Origin of the sequence: Sphingobium sp. EM0848, from assembly GCF_013375555.1 — a bacterium.
In the GTDB taxonomy this organism is placed as follows: Bacteria; Pseudomonadota; Alphaproteobacteria; order Sphingomonadales; family Sphingomonadaceae; genus Sphingobium.
Map to the genome: position 1 here is coordinate 1,428,817 of NZ_JABXWB010000001.1, position 19,890 is coordinate 1,448,706.

The 19,890-nt window shown below is 64.3% G+C and carries 12 protein-coding genes; 5 read left to right on the plus strand and 7 right to left on the minus strand.

Annotated elements, in window-relative coordinates; all coding sequences use genetic code 11:
* Positions 1-1,188, plus strand: a complete 1,188-nt coding sequence (locus tag HUK73_RS06770) for a hypothetical protein (protein WP_176591211.1) — start codon at positions 1-3, stop codon at positions 1,186-1,188.
* Here the strand turns inward: HUK73_RS06770 and glgX are convergent.
* The 6 genes from glgX to HUK73_RS06800 form a co-directional block, all read right to left on the minus strand.
* Complete coding sequence (glgX, locus tag HUK73_RS06775; RefSeq protein ID WP_176591212.1) at positions 1,156-3,036, minus strand: glycogen debranching protein GlgX; 1,881 nt, start codon at positions 3,034-3,036, stop codon at positions 1,156-1,158. The two genes, HUK73_RS06770 and glgX, sit on opposite strands and share 33 nt — an antisense overlap.
* Positions 3,033-4,475 (minus strand): glycogen synthase GlgA, encoded by a 1,443-nt coding sequence (gene glgA / locus HUK73_RS06780; RefSeq protein WP_176591213.1) that lies wholly within the window; start codon positions 4,473-4,475, stop codon positions 3,033-3,035. Before glgA ends, glgX begins: the two co-directional genes overlap by 4 nt.
* A gap of 20 nt (positions 4,476-4,495) precedes the next feature.
* Positions 4,496-5,755: a glucose-1-phosphate adenylyltransferase gene (gene glgC, locus HUK73_RS06785; RefSeq protein WP_176591214.1), complete on the minus strand. Its 1,260-nt coding sequence runs from the start codon at positions 5,753-5,755 to the stop codon at positions 4,496-4,498.
* A gap of 25 nt (positions 5,756-5,780) precedes the next feature.
* Positions 5,781-7,958, minus strand: a complete 2,178-nt coding sequence (gene glgB / locus HUK73_RS06790) for a 1,4-alpha-glucan branching protein GlgB (protein ID WP_176591215.1) — start codon at positions 7,956-7,958, stop codon at positions 5,781-5,783.
* A gap of 18 nt (positions 7,959-7,976) precedes the next feature.
* Positions 7,977-10,445 (minus strand): glycogen/starch/alpha-glucan phosphorylase, encoded by a 2,469-nt coding sequence (locus HUK73_RS06795; RefSeq protein WP_176591216.1) that lies wholly within the window; start codon positions 10,443-10,445, stop codon positions 7,977-7,979.
* Between the two features lie 85 nt (positions 10,446-10,530).
* The gene (locus tag HUK73_RS06800; RefSeq protein ID WP_176592854.1) at positions 10,531-11,742 is read right to left on the minus strand and encodes a serine hydrolase; all 1,212 of its coding nucleotides are present in this window, start codon (positions 11,740-11,742) and stop codon (positions 10,531-10,533) included.
* Positions 11,743-11,886: 144 nt separating this feature from the next.
* Between HUK73_RS06800 and HUK73_RS06805 the strand changes: the two genes are divergently transcribed.
* The 4 genes from HUK73_RS06805 (at position 11,887) to HUK73_RS06820 (ending at position 19,102) form a co-directional block, all read left to right on the plus strand.
* Positions 11,887-12,399, plus strand: a complete 513-nt coding sequence (locus tag HUK73_RS06805) for an RNA polymerase sigma factor (protein ID WP_176591217.1) — start codon at positions 11,887-11,889, stop codon at positions 12,397-12,399.
* A gap of 55 nt (positions 12,400-12,454) precedes the next feature.
* Positions 12,455-13,384 (plus strand): FecR domain-containing protein, encoded by a 930-nt coding sequence (locus HUK73_RS06810; protein ID WP_176592855.1) that lies wholly within the window; start codon positions 12,455-12,457, stop codon positions 13,382-13,384.
* Positions 13,368-15,800, plus strand: coding sequence for a TonB-dependent receptor (locus HUK73_RS06815; protein WP_176591218.1), 2,433 nt, complete (start codon positions 13,368-13,370; stop codon positions 15,798-15,800). Before HUK73_RS06810 ends, HUK73_RS06815 begins: the two co-directional genes overlap by 17 nt.
* Positions 15,801-15,901: 101 nt before the next feature.
* Entirely contained in the window at positions 15,902-19,102 is a 3,201-nt protein-coding gene (locus tag HUK73_RS06820) for an autotransporter domain-containing protein (RefSeq protein WP_176591219.1), read from the plus strand.
* A 162-nt stretch (positions 19,103-19,264) separates the two neighbouring features.
* Here the strand turns inward: HUK73_RS06820 and HUK73_RS06825 are convergent, their stop codons facing one another.
* Positions 19,265-19,885, minus strand: a complete 621-nt coding sequence (locus HUK73_RS06825) for a hypothetical protein (protein WP_176591220.1) — start codon at positions 19,883-19,885, stop codon at positions 19,265-19,267.
* Positions 19,886-19,890 lie beyond the last annotated feature (5 nt).

Sequence of the window (19,890 nt, forward strand, 5' to 3'; positions counted from 1 at the left end):
ATGTGGGATTATCGGGACAAGGTCGCCATCGCCGGAGTCGGCTACAGCAAACTGGAACGGCGGTCGGACCAGACCTTGGCAGCATTGACGCTGGAGGCCTGCGATGCGGCGCTGGCTGACGCCGGGCTGCTGCGGAGCGATCTGGACGGGATCGCGACATCGCCCTCCATGCCGCGCTACGGCGGAAAGAAGGGCGTCGATGAAGGGATCGACGTCGTGACGCCCTGGTATCTGGCGAGCCTGCTGGGCGTGACATCCGACGTGCAATGGATCGGCTCGACCAACGGCATGGTGACGCAGAGCCTGATCGATGGGGCGATGGCGATCATCGCCGGGCTTTGCGATCATGTGCTGGTCTATCGCGCGCTCCATGTGCCCGATGGCCGCTATGTGAATTTCGAGTCGACCCATGCGGTGGGGACGGACCAATATCTGGCGCCCTATGGCTTCTCCATGCCACCGGCCTGGGCAGCCGTGGTGCTGCGCCGTTATTTCGAGCTTTACGGCTATGACCGGGCGGATTTTGCCCATTATGTCGCCAACAACCGCGCCAACGCGCAACGGAACCCCAATGCCTATTGGCGGGGCAAGACGATCACGGCGGGCGATTATCTGGGCGCGCGGATGATCGCCGATCCCATGTCCATCCTCGATTGCGATATTCCGGTGGATGGCTGCTGCGCGCTGATCCTGACCTCGACCGAGCGGACGCGGCACCTGCGCCAACCGCCCGCGCTGCTCACCGGCTTTGCCGCTTCGGCCTATCAGGGTGCGGGAGGCACGCCGATGAACCTGGAGGATATGTGGGACGGCGCGAAGGATGTCGCGCGGCGGCTCTGGGATGCGACCGGCCTGTCACCGGCGGATGTGGATGCCGCTCAGCTTTATGACGGGTTCAGCGTGCTGGTGCTGACATGGCTGGAAGGCATGGGCTTTTGCCGGGATGGCGAGGGGCTGGCCTTCCTGCGCGAAGGACATGGCGATCTGGGCGGGCGGCTGCCAGTCAATACCGGCGGCGGCGCGCTGGGCGAAGGGCGGCTGCACGGCATGACGCAGTTGGCGGAAGCTGTCGCGCAGGTGACGGATCGGGCAGGCAAGCGGCAGGTGCCGGGCGCGGCGCGGTCGCTGGCGACGATCTCGAACGGGTTGGCGAAATCAACCGCCTTCCTGTTCAGCCGCGACGGGTAGGACCGTTCGGGCGGGGACCTGAACGGCGCCGAAGCTACGGGGCTGGTCGTCGCCATTGATGAAGATGGTGAAGCCTGACTTGCGGAAGCGCATCATCAGGCAATGGCGATCAGGGTCTTCCCATTGCGCGACGGTCAAGGGCTGGCCCTGCTCATCGAGCCATTCGACATCCGCTGCGGCGAGCCAGCACGTATCGCTGAGGTCCGGCTGCGATGCCCGGAGTCTGGCGAGCGCAAAGGCGTGCGCCTCAATCTCCCGGTCGCGTCCTGCCCAGTCGATCCAGCCTATCGCATTGTCCTGCGCATAGGCATTGTTATTGCCCTGCTGCGAGCGGCCGAACTCGTCCCCCGCCGTCAGCATGATCGTGCCGCGCGAGCAGAACAAAGTGCCAAGCAAAGCCTTGATGTCCCGCCGCCGCGCGCTCTGCACCGTCGGGTCGGCGCTTGGTCCTTCGACGCCATTGTTCCAACTGAAATTCTCACCATGACCATCGCGGTTCTGCTCGCCATTGACCTCATTATGCCTGTGGGCGTAGGCGGTGATGTCCGCCAGCGTAAAGCCGTCATGGGCAGCGAGGAAATTGATCGTGCGGGTGGCGGGACTGCCGCCGAATATGTCCGACGAGCCGGCGAGGCGCGTCGCCAAGGCCCCCAGCGTCCCGCGATCCCCCCGCCAGAACCGCCGCAGATCGTCGCGATAGCGGTCGTTCCATTCGAGCCAGCCTTCGCCGAAATGGCCCAGCTGATAGCCACCGGGACCTATATCCCATGGCTCCGCGATCATGATGCGGTCGGACAGCAGCGGATCGGCGCGCATCGCTTCCAGCAATGGCGCCCGCGCATCGAAGCCGCTGGCCAAACGCCCCAGCGCCGGCGCCAGATCGAAGCGGAAACCATCCACCCCCGCCGCGCTCACGAAATGGCGGAGCGAATCCAGAATGAGCCGCTGGGCCACGGGATGATTGCAATCGATGCTGTTCCCCGTGCCGGTATCATTGATCAGGCGGCCATCCGGTTCATGCCGGAAATAGCTGCGCGCATCGAGGCCACGCAGCGACAATGTCGGGCCTTGGCGGTCGCTTTCCCCGTCATGATTGTAGACCATGTCGAGGATCACGCCGATCCCCGCCTCATGCAGCGCCTGAACCGCCGCGCGCAATTCCGCCATGCCGCCGGGCGCCAGTCGGGGATCGAGCGCAAAATAGCTGACCGGATTATAGCCCCATGCGTTGCGCAGTCCGAGCGGTCCCAGATGCCGCTCATCGATCCAGGCATTGATCGGCATCAGTTCCACCGCCGATACATGCAACCGGCGCAGATGATCGATCACGGCGGGATGGCCGAGCGCGGCGATCGTTCCACGCTGCGTCTGTGGAATGTCCGGGTGCAGCATGGTGAAACCGCGCGCCTGCACTTCATAGATCAACCCGCCGGGACGAAATTTGGGTGGCGCGACAGAGACTGGCGGAAGCGGCGCCGTCACCACGCCCTTGGGCATCAGCGGGGCGGTATCGGCGCCCTTTCCTCGCGGCGCAGCCAAAGCGGGATCATAGACGAACGCCCGGTCGATCGCCGCCGCATAGGGATCGAGCAGCAGTTTGTCAGGATCGAACCACAACCCCGCTCCGGGATCATAGCCTCCATCGGCCCTGATACCGTAGCGCGTGCCCTCCCCGATGCCCGGCACGTCGATGGACCAGATGCCCGCGCCGTCCCGCACCATCGGCAGGCGCGTCTCCCGCTCTTCGGCATCGAACAGGCACAGCCAAAGCCGGTCCGCATCGGGCGAACGGACATGAAAGCGGGTTCCCTGCGCGTGGATTTGCGGTCCCAGCGCAGGCCCGTTCATGCGGCCTCCTGCACCAGCGCCCGGAACAGTTCGGCATAGCGCGCCGCACTGTGGGTCCAGGAAAAATCAGCGCGCATCCCCGCTCTCTGCATCGCCTGCCAGTCGGGCTTCGACGCATGCAGCCGGACGGTCCGCGCAATCGCGCCATGCAGCGCCAGCGGATCGGACGGCGCAAAGACCACGCCCGTCGCCGCCCCGGCCGCCACCGCCGCCTCATTGGCGTCGATCACCGTATCGGCCAGCCCGCCGACCCGCGCCACCACCGGCACGCAGCCATAGCGCAGCCCGTAAAGCTGCGTCAGGCCGCAGGGTTCGAAGCGCGAGGGGATCAGGATCGCGTCACCGCCCGCCTGCATCAAATGGGACAGCGGCTCGTCATAGCCGATCTGCGCGCCCACGCGCCCGCGATGCCGGTCCGCAGCCGCCAGAAACGCGCCCTCCAGCGGATGATCGCCCGACCCCAGCACCGCCAGCTTGCCGCCCAGCCCGACCAGATGGTCGACGGCATCCATCACCATGTCCATGCCCTTCTGCCAGGTCAGACGGCTGACGATGATGAAGAGCGGCGCATCGTCGCGATCCAGCCCGAAGCGCGCCTCCAGCGCCCGCCGGTTCGCGCTGCGCCCGCTGAGCGCCCGCGCACTGTATCGCCGCGCCAGCAGCGGATCGGCCGCCGGGTCCCAGATCGCCGTGTCGACACCGTTCAATATGCCATGCAGCCGGTCGGCACGCCCGTCGATCAGCCCGTCCAGTCCCATGCCATGGATCGGCGAACGGATTTCATCGGCATAGGTCGGGCTGACGGTGGTGATGGCGTCGGCGGACACCAAACCTGCCTTCAGAAAGCCGGTGCCGCCATAATATTCAACGCCATCCACGCCCCATGCTTCCGGCGGCAGGCCCAGATGCGCGAAAATATCGGCCCCGAACCGCCCCTGAAAGGCAAGATTGTGGATCGTCACCACCTTGGGCACGGCATGGGCCGGACCGAAGCGCATATAGGCGGCGGTCATCGCCCCCTGCCAGTCATGGGCGTGGACCAGATCGGGCTGCCAGCCCTTCACCCCTTCTGCGGCGATATCCGCACCCACGCGGGACAGTGCCGCGAAGCGCTTCCAATTGTCGCCCCAGTCCCGGCCGCCAAGATCGCCATAGGGCCCGCCTTCCCGCGCGAAAAAGTCCGGCGCGTCGAGGACCAGCAGATCCAGTCCCCCGACCTTTGCCGCAAGGACCGCAGCCGGCGCGCCGAACAGCGCGTCATAGCACCGCACCGCCTTCGCCTTGCCCAGCCGCGAGAGTAGGGACGGATAACCGGGCACCAGCGTCCGCACGGCAATGTCATGACCAGCCAGCGCCTCCGGCAAGGCGCCCGCCACATCGGCCAGCCCGCCGGTCTTGATGAGCGGATAGATTTCGGACGCGACCGAAAGAATCTGCATGGAAGCCGTCTTGTTCAAAATCAGTCCACCAGCCGTTCGATCATATATTGGGTGATCAGTGTCACGCCATTGTCAGTGCGGCGGAAGCGCCGCGCATCATGGTCGGGATGCTCGCCCACGATCAGGCCGGGCGGGATGTTGACGCCTGAATCCAGCACGCATTTGTGCAGCCGCGCGCCGCGCCCGATCACGCAATCCGGCATGATCACGCTTTCCGTGACCGACGAGAAGCTGTGTGTCCGCACCCCTGAAAAGAGCAGGCTGCGATGGAGCGAAGACCCAGACACGATGCATCCGCCCGCCACCAGAGAGGATGTCGCGGAACCGCGCCGTCCCTCCTCATTATGCACGAATTTCGCGGGCGGAGTGACTTCGGAATAGGTCCAGAGCGGCCAGCTGCGGTCATACAGATCGAGCGAAGGCACCACATCGGTCAGGTCGATATTCGCCTGCCAATAGGCATCGATCGTGCCGACATCGCGCCAATAGGGCACCGGCTCGCTCTCCGCGCGCACGCAGCTGTTGGAAAAGCGATGGGCGACGGCTTTCCCATGCTTCACGATATGGGGGATGATGTCGCCGCCGAAATCGCGCTTGCTGTCACGGTCATCGGCATCGCGGCGCAGTTCTTCGACCAGAAAGGCCGTACGGAATACGTAAATGCCCATCGACGCCAGCGCCATGCCCGGATTGCCCGGAATATGCGGCGGATGCTTGGGCTTTTCGACAAAGGCGGTGATGACGTCCTGCTCATCCACATGCATGACGCCAAAGCCTGTGGCCTCCTTCAGCGGCACCTCCATGCAGCCGACGGTGACGTCCGCGCCACTGTCGACATGCTGCTGGAGCATCAGCTCATAGTCCATCTTATAGACATGATCGCCCGCCAATATGACCATATATTCGGGCGCATAGCCTTCGATGATGTCGATATTCTGGAACACGGCGTCGGCCGTGCCCTCATACCACTGGCTTTCCGACACGCGCTGGCTGGCGGGGAGAATGTCAAAGCTCTCATTGCGTTCGGGCCGCAGGAAGTTCCAGCCGCGCTGGAGATGCCGGATCAGCGAATGCGCCTTATACTGGGTCGCCACGCCGATGCGCCGGATGCCGCTGTTGAGCGCGTTGGATAGGGCAAAGTCGATGATCCGCGCCTTGCCGCCGAAATGCACAGCGGGCTTGGCGCGCCGGTCGGTCAGTTCCGCAAGCCGGCTGCCACGCCCGCCCGCCAGCACATAGGCCATGGCGTCGCGCGCAATCGGCTGGTTTCCCGGTGGCATCGGCATTCCTCTCCTTCAACTCAGCTTAATAGTCCAGTTCCAGCATCAATGTGCCGAAGGGCGGAATGGTGACATGCGTCCATCCTTCTTCATCAGCGGTGACGATGCCCATATTCCCCGCGCCGCTGCCACCATATTCCGATGCATCGCTGTTCATGATCTCACGCCAGCGCCCGCCGGACGGCAAACGCATCCGATAGCTGTGACGCAGCAAGGGCGTGAAATGGCTGATGACGACGATCGGCGCCACGCCCGGCGCCCGCCGGACCCAGGCGAAGATCGAATCCCCAGCCGCATCGACAAGGACCCATTCGAATCCCTCCATCTCGCAATCGCGGGCATGAAGCGCCTTGCGGGCGCGGTAGAGACGGTTGAGATCGCCAATCAGCAGCTGCACGCCCCGATGCGGCTTGTGATCGAGCAGGTGCCAGTCCAGCGCCCGCTCCTCGCTCCATTCCTCGCGCTGGGCGAATTCCTGCCCCATGAACAGCAGCTTCTTGCCCGGATAGCCCCACATCATGGCGTAGTAAGCGCGCAGGGTCGCGAATTTCTGCCAGTCATCGCCCGCCATCTTGTGCAGCAGCGACGATTTGCCATGCACCACCTCGTCATGGCTGAGCGCCAGCACGAAATTCTCCGTAAAGGCGTAAAGCAGGCCGAATGTGATGTCGTCATGATGATGGGCGCGATGCACCGGATCGCGCGCCAGATAGCGCAGCGTGTCGTGCATGAAGCCCATATTCCATTTGAAGCCGAAACCCAGACCCCCTTCATGGACCGGATGCGAAACTTTGGGCCAGCTGGTCGATTCCTCGGCAATGGTCATGACGCCGCGATGGGTGCCGTAGAGCGCCTTGTTCATCTGCTGGAGGAACTCGACCGCCTCCACATTCTCCCGCCCGCCATGCTTGTTGGGAAGCCACTCGCCCTCCTTGCGCGAATAATCGAGGTAGAGCATCGAGGCGACGGCATCGACGCGCAGCCCGTCGACATGATAGCGCTCGGCCCAGAAGAGCGCGTTGTTGACCAGATATTGCGCCACCTCCCGCCGGCCGAAATTGTAGATGGCGGTGTTCCAGTCGGGATGGAAACCCTTGCGCGGGTCCGCATGTTCGTAAAGCGCCGTACCATCGAACCGGGAGAGGCCATGGGCGTCGGTCGGAAAATGCGCCGGCACCCAGTCCAGAATGACGCCAACCCCCGACCGATGCGCCCCGTCCACGAAACGCGCGAAGCCCGCCGGATCGCCAAAACGGGCGGTCGGCGCATAAAGGCCCGTGGTCTGGTATCCCCAGCTTGGATCATAGGGAAATTCGCTGATCGGCAGGAACTCGATATGGGTGAAGCCCATACCGACCACATAGGGGATCAGCCGGCTGGCCAGCGCGTCCCAGTTCAGAAACTCGCCCTGCTCGTCCCGTTGCCATGACCCGGCATGGACTTCGTAAATGGCGATGGGTTCGCGGCGCGGATCGACCCTTTCCCAATAAGCGCGGTGGCGTTCGTCGCCCCAGACATGATCCGGCGGGGCAGCCACGACAGAGGCGGTGGCAGGCCGCAGTTCCGACTGAAAGGCGAAGGGGTCGGCCTTCAGCGGCAGGATTTCGCCATCCGGCCCCATGATCTCGAACTTATAGGGACTTCCCGCGCCGACTTCAGGCAGGAAGATTTCCCACACCCCCGCATCCTGTCGCCGCCGCATCAGTCCCCGGCGGCCATCCCAGCGGTTGAAGTCGCCCACCACCGACACGCGCTTCGCATTGGGCGCCCAGACGGCGAAATGCGTGCCCTCCACCCCCTCATGGCTGATGCAATGCGCGCCCATCTTGTCGAACAGTCGGGCGTGCGAGCCTTCGGCGAAATAATGATCGTCCATCGGACCCAGCACCGGGCCGAAACTATAGGGATCGATCAGCGCAAATTCGCCGCCATCGGCATAGGTGGCCCGATAGCGGAGCGGATGGCGTTTGCGGATCGACACCTTGCCGAAGAAAAGACCGCCCGGATCGAGCGGCACCAGCGCACCGACCGGCTTTCCGTCCAGCCGGTGGGCGGTGACGCTCACCGCTTCGGGCAGAAGGACGCAGGCCGTGAAGCCCCCTTTCCCCTCAGAAGCGCCCGCCGGGTGGACGCCAAGCGTCGCAAAGGGATCGTCCTCACGCCCTTCCAGCAGCCGGTCGATCTGTTCCGGCGTCAACCCCACCCTAGTTCCGGCCTCCGCTCAAACCGACAGATTCCAGATATCCGTCGCATATTCCCTGATCGTGCGGTCGGACGAGAACCAGCCCATGCGCGCGACATTGTGGATCGCCATCTTCGCCCATAATGGCTGATCGCGCCACATAGCATCCACCCGCCGCTGGGCGGAGGAATAGCTGTCGAAATCGGCGGCCACCATGAACCAGTCATGATCGTAGATGCCCTGCACCAGATCGCGGTAGCGCCCCGGATCGTCCGGCGAGAAAACCCCGCTGGCGATCGCGTCCAGCGCCTGCCCCAGTTCGCGGCTGCGGGCGATGACCTCACGCGGGTTATAACCCTGCGCACGCCGCTCGTTCACCTGCGCGGCGGTGAGGCCGAAGATCACGATATTCTCCTCCCCCACATGGTCGCGCATCTCGACATTGGCGCCGTCCAGCGTGCCGATGGTCAGCGCGCCATTGACCGCGAACTTCATGTTGCCGGTGCCCGATGCCTCCATGCCGGCCGTGGAAATCTGCTCCGACAGGTCCGCCGCCGGGATCATCATCTCCGCGAGGGAGACATTATAGTTGGGCACGAACTGCACCTTCAGCAGCCCCTGCGCCGCCGGATCATGATTGACCGCGCGGGCCACGTCGCCCGCCAGTTTGATGATCAGCTTGGCATTATGATAGCTGGGCGCCGCCTTGCCGCCGAAGAGCTTGACGCGGGGCACCCAGTCCTTTTCGGGATGCGAGCGTATCTGGTCGTAAAGCGACACCGCCTCGATGATGTTCAGCAACTGCCGCTTATATTCATGGATGCGCTTGATCTGGATGTCGAACAGCGCCGCCGGATCGATCCGCGCATTCACCCTTTGCCGCAACAGATCGGCCAGCGCGACCTTGTTGGCGCGCTTCACCGCCAGGAATTTTTCCTGAAAGGCGCTGTCGTCCGCGAAGGGATCAAGATCGCGCAGCGCTTCGGGATCGTCCATGAAGCGGTCGCCAATCGCCTCGCGGATCAGCTCGAACAATCCGTGATTGCACTGCATCAGCCAGCGGCGGAAGGTGACGCCATTGGTCTTGTTGTTGATCCGTGATGGGTAGAGCCGGTGGAAATCGGCGAACACCGTCTCCTTCATCAACTCCGTATGCAGCGCCGACACGCCATTGACGCTATGCGACCCGGCAAAGGCCAGATTGCCCATCCGTACCCGCCGTTCGCCGCCTTCATCGATCAGGGAGATCGCACCGATGGCCCGGTCGTCGAACTGGCCGGACCGCCGCGCTTCGCCCAGCAGACGGCTGTTCACCGCATAGACGATCTGCATGTGCCGGGGCAGCAGCCGTTCGAACAGCGGCACCGGCCAGCTTTCCAGCGCCTCGGGCAGCAGGGTGTGATTGGTGTAGCTGAACGTGCGCCGGGTAATGTCCCACGCCTCGTCGAAATCGATGCCGTGATGGTCGAGCAATATCCGCATCAACTCCGCCACCGCAACGGCGGGATGGGTGTCGTTGAGCTGGATCGCCGCCTTGTCCGGCAGGGTACGGATGTCGTCGAAATATTGGATGTGCCGCCGGACGATGTCCTGCAGTGAAGCGGAGGAGAAGAAATATTCCTGCCGCAACCGCAATTCCTGCCCGGCGGGCGAACTGTCGGCGGGGTAGAGCACCCGCGTCAGCGCCTCGGCCCGGTTGCTCTCGGTCAGCGCGCCCAGATGATCGCCCGCATTGAAGCGGTCGAGCAGGATCGGGTCGATCGGCTGCGCTTCCCAGAGGCGGAGGGTGTTGACCCGCTTGCCGCGCCAGCCCGCAATGGGCGTGTCATAGGGGGTCGCGATCACCCGCTCGGCGGCTTTCCAGCGCATCTGGTGCGGGCCGGCATCCTCGCGCTCCGACGGATCGACGCGGCCGCCAAAGCCGATTTCATAGCTGGCCTCGCGCCGTTCGAACTCCCAGGGATTGCCGTGGGCCAGCCAGGTTTCGGGCAGTTCCACCTGCCAGCCGTCCGAAATCTCCTGCCGGAACATGCCGTTCACATAGCGGATGCCATAGCCATAAGCGGGCACGTCGACCGTCGCCATGGACTCCATGAAACAGGCCGCCAGCCGCCCCAGACCGCCATTGCCCAGCGCCGCATCCGGTTCCAGCGCCGCGATGATGTCGATATCGACGCCCAGCGAACTCAGTGCCGCCTGCATGTCGTCCAGCATTTCCATATTGGACGCGGCATCGCGCATCAACCGCCCGATCAGGAACTCAAGGCTCAGATAGTAGACCCGCCGCCCCTTTTCCTCATAGGTTTTCTGGGTGGAATTGATCCATGCATCGATCACCCGGTCGCGAATGGCCAGGATGACGGCATGCAGCCAGTCATGCGGTTTCGCCGCCTCCGCATTCTTGCCAATGCGATAGGTCAGCCGCTCGACGATCTCATGGGCAAGGACCTCCGGATCGACCTGCCGCGGGGCGGGCCTGGGAAGGGTGGTTTGGCCTTTGAGGTTCATGCGCGTGCCCCTTGCCGTGAGTCCGGAGCGGATGATTGCACGGCCCCTCCCCCTCGCCAACAGCAAATTTTGCAGCGCAGCAAATTTAGCCGGCATTTCCCCGGTGATCGACGATTGCATCGCGAATGCCGCGCCGCAACTCGCCCCGCACCGGATAGGTGCTGGAAGGGAAATGCTGGGTCATGAAAATGCCGATCAACCGCTCCACCGGATCGATGAAGAAGAAGGTGGAGAAGACCCCACCCCAATAATATTCCTGCGTCTTGAGATCGGTTGCAAAGCCGAGGCCGAAGCCGACCCCGGCATAATCCGCTTCACTGAACATGGAGGAAGACAGGCTTGCGAGGTCCCTGCCCCTCGGCAGGTGATTGGCATGCATCGCCGCCACCGTTTCCGGCTTCAGCAGACGCACACCATCAAGCTCCCCGCCCCGCAGCAGCATCCGGGCAAAGCGATGATAATCCGCCACGCCCGACACCAGCCCGCCGCCGCCTGAACGCAACCGCAGCGGCCTGCGCCAGCCGCTGCGCGCGCCCCGCTCGTAGAGCGACAGCGTGCCGTCCGGTCCCAACTGCCAGGCGTCGGTCATCCGCTCGACGCGATCCTCCGGCAGTTCGAAGAAACTATCCACCATACCCAGCGGATCGAAAATCCGTTCCCGAAAGAAGCGCTCCAGATCAAGACCGCTCAGCCGCTCCACCACCACGCCCAGCACATCGGTCGACACCGAATAATTCCACCGCTCGCCGGGGGAAAATTCGAGCGGCAGGGACGCGAGCGCGGCAATGAACTCATCGGGACTGCGCTTCTGCTGAAATTCGTCGAGGCCAAGGTCCCGGTAACGCGCATCGATGGGCGTCTGCCGCTGCAAGCCATAGGTCAGGCCCGATGTATGCCGCAGCAGGTCGATCATTCGCATCGGCCGCCGCATCCGCCCGCGGCCGTCCGCGCCAACGGCCAGACCGGCAAATTCGGGCAGCACCTTCGTCACCGGATCGTCCAGCGCGACCAACCCCTGCTCGACCAGCATCATGAAGGCAAGGGAAGTCACCGGCTTGGTCATGGAGGCGGTGCGGTACAGCGCATCGGCGCCAAGCGGCTCCCCCGTCGCCCGCGCCACGCCGCTGCGGACGGACAGGATCACTTGCTCGTCGCGCGATACCAGCAATTGCATATGGGGCAGCTTGCCCGGCACGACGTAAGTTTCGTGCACATGGTCGGCCACCGCCCGCAGCTTGCCGGCATCCATGCCTGCTACCCCCGCTGCCGCTGCGTCCACCTGCCCTATCGCCTGCATCATGCCTCCTGCCGGTACTGACGAACCCAGCTAGAACAGTCGCTGTCGCAGGTAAATGCCGTGCCTCCCTAAACGCTTGCCCGTTGCAACGCCCATCATGGCCCTTTATGGCAACCGCCTGATCTCACTGGACGCAAGTTCTTCATGGCTACCGGCCTTTCCGCCATCTTCATGCATAATCGCCCCGCCTTGCTGCGCTTCCTGCGCGCTCGTGGTGCGGGAGATGAATCCGAAGACCTGTTGCAGGACATGTGGATGAAGCTGGAGGAGAAAGATCTGGGGCCAATCGCCGATCCGTTGCCCTATCTTTACCGCATGGCGAACAATCTGATGCTGGACCGCTATCGCTCCGCCACCCGGCGCGAGCGGCGGGAACAGGATTGGGCCGAAGGCGCTGGCGGCGTTATGGCCGATCCTTCGGAGGACATTGCGATAGACGAACGGCTGATCCTGACCGAAAGACTGGATGAGGCCCGCGCCGTGTTGCGATCGCTGGGACCGCGCATCGAACTGGTGTTCCGCCGCTTCCGCATCGAGGGCATCGGGCAAAGGCTGATCGCGGAGGAACTGGGGGTCAGCCTCACCACCGTGGAGAAGGATCTGCAAAAGGCCTATCGCGCCATGATCGCCCTCAAACAGAAAATGGATACGGAATGAGGACGACGGCGGCGTCTCGCCCTATAAGGGGCATGCAATGAACAGGGCTGGAGCCATGATGAATGAGGAGGCGCTCGGATGGGTCATCCGCACGCGCGATCCTGAATTTGCCGATTGGGAGGCGTTCACGCAATGGCTGGAGGCGGATTCCGGCCATGCGGCGGCCTATGACGCGCTGATGGCGGCGGATGCTGACCTCGCCCGGATCGTGCCGGCCGAACCTGTCACCATCGCCGTGCCCGCCAATGATCCGGGAACGCGCGGTTGGCGGCCGATGCGCTGGATCACGGGCGGGGCCGTCGCGGCGGCTCTGGTCGGTGTGGTTTCCGTCGGCATGCTGAACCGGTCGGACATCTACACCGTCACCACCCGGCCCGGCGAAACCCGCACAATCGCGCTGGACGATGGCACCCGCGTCGATCTGAACGGCGGCACGGTCATGCGCTTCGACCGGCATGATGCGCGCTTTGCGGCTTTGGACAGCGGCGAGGCGGCCTTCACCGTCCGGCATGACGCCGCCCATCCCTTCCGCGTGACCGTGGGCAGTGCCGTGTTCGAGGATGCCGGGACCGTCTTCAACATCGTCCATAGCGGCCGCGCCATGCGCATCGGCGTGTCGGAAGGCAAGGTGATCTATAATCCCGATGCGGAGGCCATCGCCCTGCCCGCGGGTCGCGCGCTCAGCGAGGACGAAAGCGGCCTGCGGGTCATGGATATCGCCCCCGATGCGGTCGCAAGCTGGCGTCAGGGACGGCTGACCTACGCCAACGCCCCGGTGACGCAGATCGGCGCCGATATTGCCCGTTCGCTGGGGGTGCAGTTGACCGCCACGCCGGGCGCGGGCGCCATGCACTTTACCGGCACGATCCGTCTGGACCGCGATCCGGCGCGTTTCTTTGGCCAGGCCGCGCCGCTGATGGGGCTGAGCGCCGTCAGGCAGGGGAACGGATGGCTATTGAAGGAGGGGGATGGCCCGCCACGCTGACGTCCTTTTCGTCACCGCCCTCGCCATAACGGCCGCTTCGCCCGTGCAAGCGGCGGAAAGACAAGAGATCAGCATCGCCCCCGGACGGCTGGGCGAGGCGGCGATAGCGCTCGGCCATCAGACCGGCGCCAGCATCGGCATGTCGGATCAGTCGCTCGCCGGGATCGCGACCCCCGCCATCCATGGCCGCATGTCGGTGGAAGCCGCGCTCAAGCGGTTGCTCAGGGGCAGCGGCGCCAGCATCCGCAGGATCGACGACAACACGTACCGGATCGTGCGCGAACGGGTCATGCGTGAGCAGCCCCGAACGGCCGTTGCCACCACTCCCGTACCTGCGACCGAACCGGAACCGGCGGAAATCATCGTCACCGCCTCTAAGCGCAGCACGCCCCTCTCCCGCTATGCCGGCATGGTCGATGTGGTGGGCGACAATGCGTTTAGCGCAGGCGAAGCGGCGGGCGGCACCGCCAGCCTGATCCTGCGCGTGACGAGCCTCAGTTCCACCCATGCGGGCGCGGGACGGAACAAGCTGTTCATCCGCGCCATCGCGGATAGCGGCGTCGCCGGACCGACCCAGGCGACGACCGGCCAGTATCTGGGCGACATGCGCCTGAACTATGCCGCGCCCGATCCAGACCTGAAGCTCTACGACATGCAGGGCGTGGAGGTGCTGGAGGGGCCGCAGGGCACGCTCTACGGCGCGGGTTCGCTGGGCGGCATCGTGCGCATGATCCCCAACGCGCCCAATCTCGGTCAGACAGGCGGCCAGATCTCCGCCGGGGTGAGCGCGACGCAGCATGGCGATCCGGGTGGCGACCTTGCCGCGACGATCAACCTGCCGATCGTTTCGGAGAAGATCGCGCTGCGCGTCGTTGGCTATGGCGTGCAGGATGGCGGCTATATCAACGATGTCCTGCGCCACAAGGATGACGTCAACCGCACCCGCACCTTCGGCGGCCGCGCGGCGCTGCGGTTCGCGCCGGACGAGGATTGGATCATCGACCTCACCGGCGTCTATCAGCGGATCAAGGCCGACGATGCGCAATATGCAGCAAAGAAGATCGGCGATCTGGAACGCGCCTCCGCCGTCGCGCAGCCCTATTCGTCCGACTATGCGCTCGCCAATCTCAGGGTGGAGCGGCAGTGGGACGATCTGCGCTTCGTGTCCTCGACCGGCTATGTGCGCAACATATTGTGGGAAAGCTATGACGCGACCCAGCCCGGCGGCCCTCCGGCCCTGTTCCGGCAACGGAACAAGGTCGACATCTTCTCCACCGAAAACCGCATCGTCCGCGATCTGGACAATGGCCTGGGCTGGATATTGGGCGCATCCTATCTGGAAAGCACGTCGAATATCGAACGGTCGCTGACCTCCTTCGGCACGCCGCCCATCCAGCAGCAGATCATTCCCGGCGTTCCGGTTTATGGCCGGGGGATGCCCGCGACCTCGACCGGCGTTCGCAACCGCATTCGGGAAGCGACGCTGTTCGGCGAAGCATCCTTCGAACCCGTCAGTGGCCTGATCGCCACGGTGGGCGGACGCCTCACCAACAGCCGCCTCACCGGCCAAGCGCTCGATCCCATCGCTTTCCTGTCCACGGCCGCCATCGCCAAGGCGGAGGCGCAAGCGAACCGGGACGAGACGATCTTCCTTCCCTCCTTCTCGCTGCTGACCGACGCCTTGCCCGGCATGACGCTCTATGCGCGCTTCCAGCAGGGCTTCCGTCCCGGTGGGCTTGCCGTCGACGACCAGCATATCCAGCGCTTCCGCAACGACCGCGCATCGACGGCGGAAATCGGCTTCCGCAAGGGCGTGCCCGGCATCGATACCGTCGCGCTGACCGGCAATGTCGCCTATACAAGGTGGAAGAACATCCAGGCCGACGTCACCGACCGCATCGGTATCCCGACCACCGCCAATATCGGGGACGGGCGCATCTATACGGTGGAAGGCCGTATCGTCGTCCACCCCGCGCCGCGCCTGACGTTCGACGGAAGCTTCATCTATAATGACAGCCGCCTCAGCCGCCCCGCCCAATTCGTGCGGATGCTTTCTTATGAAGGCCAGACGCTGGCCCTGCCCAATGTCGCCAATTGGGGTGGACGCGCCAGCTTCGACTATCGCGCACCGGTGGGCGACTCCATGCAGTTCCACCTCAACGGATCGGCCCGCTATGTCGGCAAGTCGCGTCTCGGCGTCGGGCCGATATTGGGCCGGGAACAGGGCAATTATGTCGACACCGCGCTCAGCGCCAGTCTGACGCGAGGGCCGATGCAATGGTCGCTCTCGCTTTCCAATCTGCTTGACAGCACCGGCAATCGCTTCTCGCTCGGCACTCCCTTCGACCTGCGCGGCGATTATGTGACGCCGCTGCGTCCCCGCACCGTGCGGCTGGGGATGGATTTCGCCTTCTGAACCTGCGTCGCATTATTTTTATCTGACGGAACGCACGGCTCAGCGCCGTCTCCCGCTCATGCGCGCTCATCAAAAAAGGCGCGGCACGCAGAGGAGACATCATGCGCAATCTATTGGCCTGCACGGCCATCGCCCCCGTTCTGGTCGCCCTGACCATGGGCAATGCGGCGGCGGAAACCACCATCGGTTCTTCCACCACCACTGCCGTCAAGACCTCCACCGCCGCCAGCGGCGCCGCCGATGACGTCACGGTCAGTTCCGCCGGATCGATCACGCTCACCAGCGGAACCGCGATCACCCAGGACAGCAACAATGTCGTCAGCAATGCAGGCGCGTTGAAGATCACGGACTCCAATGGCGCAACCGGCATCCTTGCCCAATCCGGCACGACCGGCGCCATCACCAACAGCGGCACCATCACCATCGATGAAAGCTACACCGCGACCGATACCAACAGCGACGGCATCCTCGACGGCGCCTTCGCGCAGGGGTCGAACCGCAACGGCATATGGGTCGCATCCGGCGCGGCTCATGGCGGCGATATCGTCAACAGCGGCACCATCACGATCAAGGGCAACCAGTCGGCGGGCATCCGCATCGACGCGCCGCTGACCGGCAATCTTTCGTCCAGCGGCACGATCAGCGTGCTGGGCGACAATGGCTATGGCATATTGGCCAATGGCGTCACCGGCGATGTGAAGCTGACCGGCACCACATCCGTGACCGGCGCGGGCAGCGTCGGCGCCGCCCTGCTCGGCGATGTCGGGGGCACGGTCCAGTTTCTGGGCACGACCACCAGCACCGGCTATCGCACCACCTCGCGTCCGACCGACACCAGCACGCTGAGCGCCGCCAATCTGCAGCAGGCCGGATCGGCCGTGACTATAGCCGGCAATGTCGCAGGGGGCATCGTCTTCGATTATGTGCCGGCGACGACCAGCACCGACAGCAGCGGCAACACCACCACGACCGCAGCCGTCACCTCCACGATCCTCACTTACGGATCGGCGGCCGCCGTGCAGATCGGATCGGCGACCAACAATATCAGCATTGGCGCCGTCACGTCGGAAACCAGCGGTTACGGCCTGATCGTCAAGGGGACCGTGGCCGGCTATGGCATTTACAACGGCGTGGACGCCAACGGGCTGGCGATCGGCGGGCTGGGCGGCAACGTCGCCCTGACCAAGGGCCTGTTGGTCACGGGATCGGTCGGCGCGGTATCCTATGACAGCAATGCTACAGCCCTGCATCTGGGCAGCGGCGTCACGGCCGATACCATCCAGATCAGCGGCACCGTCGGCGCGACGGGATCGAGCGTGGCAGGGACGTCTGCACGCGCGCTGGTCATCGACGCCGGCGCAACCAGCGGCAGCATCGTCAACAGCGGCACGATATCCGCCTCTGCGACGAGCACCACGAACGGGACGGCGATCGCCCTTCTCGATTCCTCCGGCACGGTGTCGAGCCTCAGCAACACAGGCACAATCTCGGCCGCCGGCGGCAAGGACGGCTCCAACATCGCCATCGACATGAGCGCCAATAGCAGCGGCGTGACACTGACGCAGGCGCTGGCCTCCTCAACCTCCACCGCGCCCAGGATCGTCGGCGACGTCCGCCTGGGATCGGGCAATAATGTCGTCACCGTCTCCGCAGGCACCATCACCGGCAATGTCAATCTGGGTACGGGCAGCAACAGCCTGGCGCTTTCGGGCTCCTCCGCCCTGACCGGCAACGTCATCCTCGGCGGCAACGGTTCCAGCCTCAGCCTGGCGGGCACCTCGCAAATCACGGGCGGCGTCGATTTCGGCGGCGGCACAAGCACGCTCACCCTGTCAGACACCGCGGCGCTGACCGGTGCGATCAGCAATATGGCCAACACCGCCGTCGTCGTGAACGGCGGCACGCTCAATGCCACCAATACCGGCACGGTGGCGCTGGCTTCGCTGAACGTGGGCGGCTCGTCCGTGATCGGCGTCACCATCGACGCGGCGAACGGCACCAACACGCGCTATGATGTCGCTGGCGCCGCGACCTTCGCCAGCGGATCGCAGGTGAAGGCATCGCTGACCACTGTCGCCGGGTCCGAAGGCGATTATGTCATCGTCCGCGCCGGATCGTTGAGCGGCACGCCCGTCCTCTCCAGCACCACGCTGATCCCCTATATGTTCACAGGATCGGTGGCCAGTGACGCTTCGACCGGCGAAGTGACCTTGTCCATCAAGGCGAAGACAGTTTCCGAACTGGGCCTCACCGGATCAAGGGCCCGCGCCTATGACGCGATCTTCAACGCGCTCGACAAGGACAGCGCGATGGCCAAGGCCTATCTCGCGATCACCGACGGCAACACGCTGAAGGCCGATCTGCAACAGATGCTGCCCGACCATGCAGGCGGCACCTTCGAAGCCGTGACGGCAGGATCGCGCGCTGCCGCCCGCATCCTGTCCGACCCCGGCGGCATCTATCGCACGCCCGACGGCAATCTGGGCTTCTGGTTGCAACAGGTCGCCTTCGGCAGTTCGAAGAGTGTGGGCGACACCGCCTCCTATGACATCAACGGCTGGGGCGCGGGCTTCGGCGCGGAATATCTGACGGGCATGGGCGCCTTTGGCGGATCGTTCACCTATATCCACGGCAGCGATTCCACGGGCGACACCGACAACGCCGTGGATTCCGAGCAGTTCGAACTGGCGGCACACTGGCGCGGCGATTGGGGTCCGTTCCAGACCTATGCCCGCCTGTCGGCGGCGCAGATCGACTTCAGCGGCAGCCGCCATTTCGCAAGCGGCGATGTCGTCCGCACGGCCAAGGGCGACTGGACCGGCAAGCTCTATTCGGCCACCGCGGGGGGATCCTATGAGATGCGCTTCGACCGCTTCACCCTGCGTCCGGCGGCGAGCATCGATTATTATCGCCTGAAGGAAAACGGCTATAGCGAAACGGGCGGCGGCGATGCGTTCAACCTGATCGTGGACGGCCGCACCAGCGACGAACTGACGGCCAGCGGCAATGTGACAGTGGGCTATGATTTCGGCAGCCTCAAGCGCGAGGACGGCTGGATGCGGGTCGAACTGGAAGGCGGCCGGCGCCAGATCATCGGCGGTTCACTGGGCGACACCATAGCGCATTTCACCGGCGGGGAGGACTTCACCCTGATCGCGGACAAGCGCACCAGCGGCTGGACCGGGCGCGCACGCGTGATCGGCGGCACGGAAAGCTTCCGCGTGGGCGGCGAATTCGGCGCGGAGCAGCAACAAAATCACGTCGCCCTCTCTTTGCGGGCGACGGTTAACTTCATCCTGTGACGTCCTGTCATTGGAAGAATTGGCGGGCCTTACCCTACAGACCCTCCCTTGGCCCGCCAGTCTGCCATGACATAACCCGTCCCCACGGGGTCATGGCATAAGGAAGGGGCGCTGCCTCCCCCGGCAGCGCCCCTTTTCATTTCTGCGTTGCGGCTTTTGCAGTCAGCGGCGCGCAACCGGGGCAACGCTTTCCAGCCGGGCGGTGGACACCATCTGCCGGAAAGCGGCGATATCCCGGTCGAAATAGAGAATAGCGGGCGCGTCGAAGCTCATGAGATAGAGCCTGCCATCCACGATCGCGCCCACGGCCTCGCCATTGCGCGACACATCCTCCATCTGCTTGCGAAAACTGTAGGAAAAGCGGACGCCCCTGGTGCCAAGAAACGGCACCGGCTCGACCTCAGTCATGGTGAAAAGCGTGGTGCCTAGCGCGATGCGATAGCTATTCTCCAGCAGCGCCGGAATGTCGGTCAGCAACATGGTCGACGAAAAGTGCGGCAGCGGCTTGGTCTTCTTGCTGACTTCGCGGAACAGCGCGCGCCCGCTTTCGATGCTGTAGAAATTGACGCCGTTCAGATCATCGCCATCCAGCGTCCAGGTTTCCGAGTTGCGGCCCGGTCGCGCCGACAATCGGTTCCATTCCTGCTCCGGCGTGACCGTCAGCGTCGATCGGGCGACAGCAACCGGCGTTCCCGCCGGCATCAGGGCATTGCCCGCCATCAGCGGCTGGGCCGACAAAAGCGCACCAATTGCAAAGGCTGTTGAAAAAATTCGTATCGCCATGGGAA

Excerpts from the sequence above, each read along its gene's own strand:
- HUK73_RS06810 (WP_176592855.1), top strand. The coding sequence starts at position 12,455 with ATGATGAATGAGGAGGCGCTCGGATGGGTCATCCGCACGCGCGATCCT.
- glgX (WP_176591212.1), bottom strand. The coding sequence starts at position 3,036 with ATGAACGGGCCTGCGCTGGGACCGCAAATCCACGCGCAGGGAACCCGC.
- HUK73_RS06770 (WP_176591211.1), top strand. The coding sequence starts at position 1 with ATGTGGGATTATCGGGACAAGGTCGCCATCGCCGGAGTCGGCTACAGC.
- HUK73_RS06805 (WP_176591217.1), top strand. The coding sequence starts at position 11,887 with ATGGCTACCGGCCTTTCCGCCATCTTCATGCATAATCGCCCCGCCTTG.
- HUK73_RS06800 (WP_176592854.1), bottom strand. The coding sequence starts at position 11,742 with ATGCAGGCGATAGGGCAGGTGGACGCAGCGGCAGCGGGGGTAGCAGGC.
- HUK73_RS06795 (WP_176591216.1), bottom strand. The coding sequence starts at position 10,445 with ATGAACCTCAAAGGCCAAACCACCCTTCCCAGGCCCGCCCCGCGGCAG.
- glgA (WP_176591213.1), bottom strand. The coding sequence starts at position 4,475 with ATGCAGATTCTTTCGGTCGCGTCCGAAATCTATCCGCTCATCAAGACC.
- HUK73_RS06825 (WP_176591220.1), bottom strand. The coding sequence starts at position 19,885 with ATGGCGATACGAATTTTTTCAACAGCCTTTGCAATTGGTGCGCTTTTG.
- glgC (WP_176591214.1), bottom strand. The coding sequence starts at position 5,755 with ATGCCACCGGGAAACCAGCCGATTGCGCGCGACGCCATGGCCTATGTG.
- HUK73_RS06820 (WP_176591219.1), top strand. The coding sequence starts at position 15,902 with ATGCGCAATCTATTGGCCTGCACGGCCATCGCCCCCGTTCTGGTCGCC.
- HUK73_RS06815 (WP_176591218.1), top strand. The coding sequence starts at position 13,368 with ATGGCCCGCCACGCTGACGTCCTTTTCGTCACCGCCCTCGCCATAACG.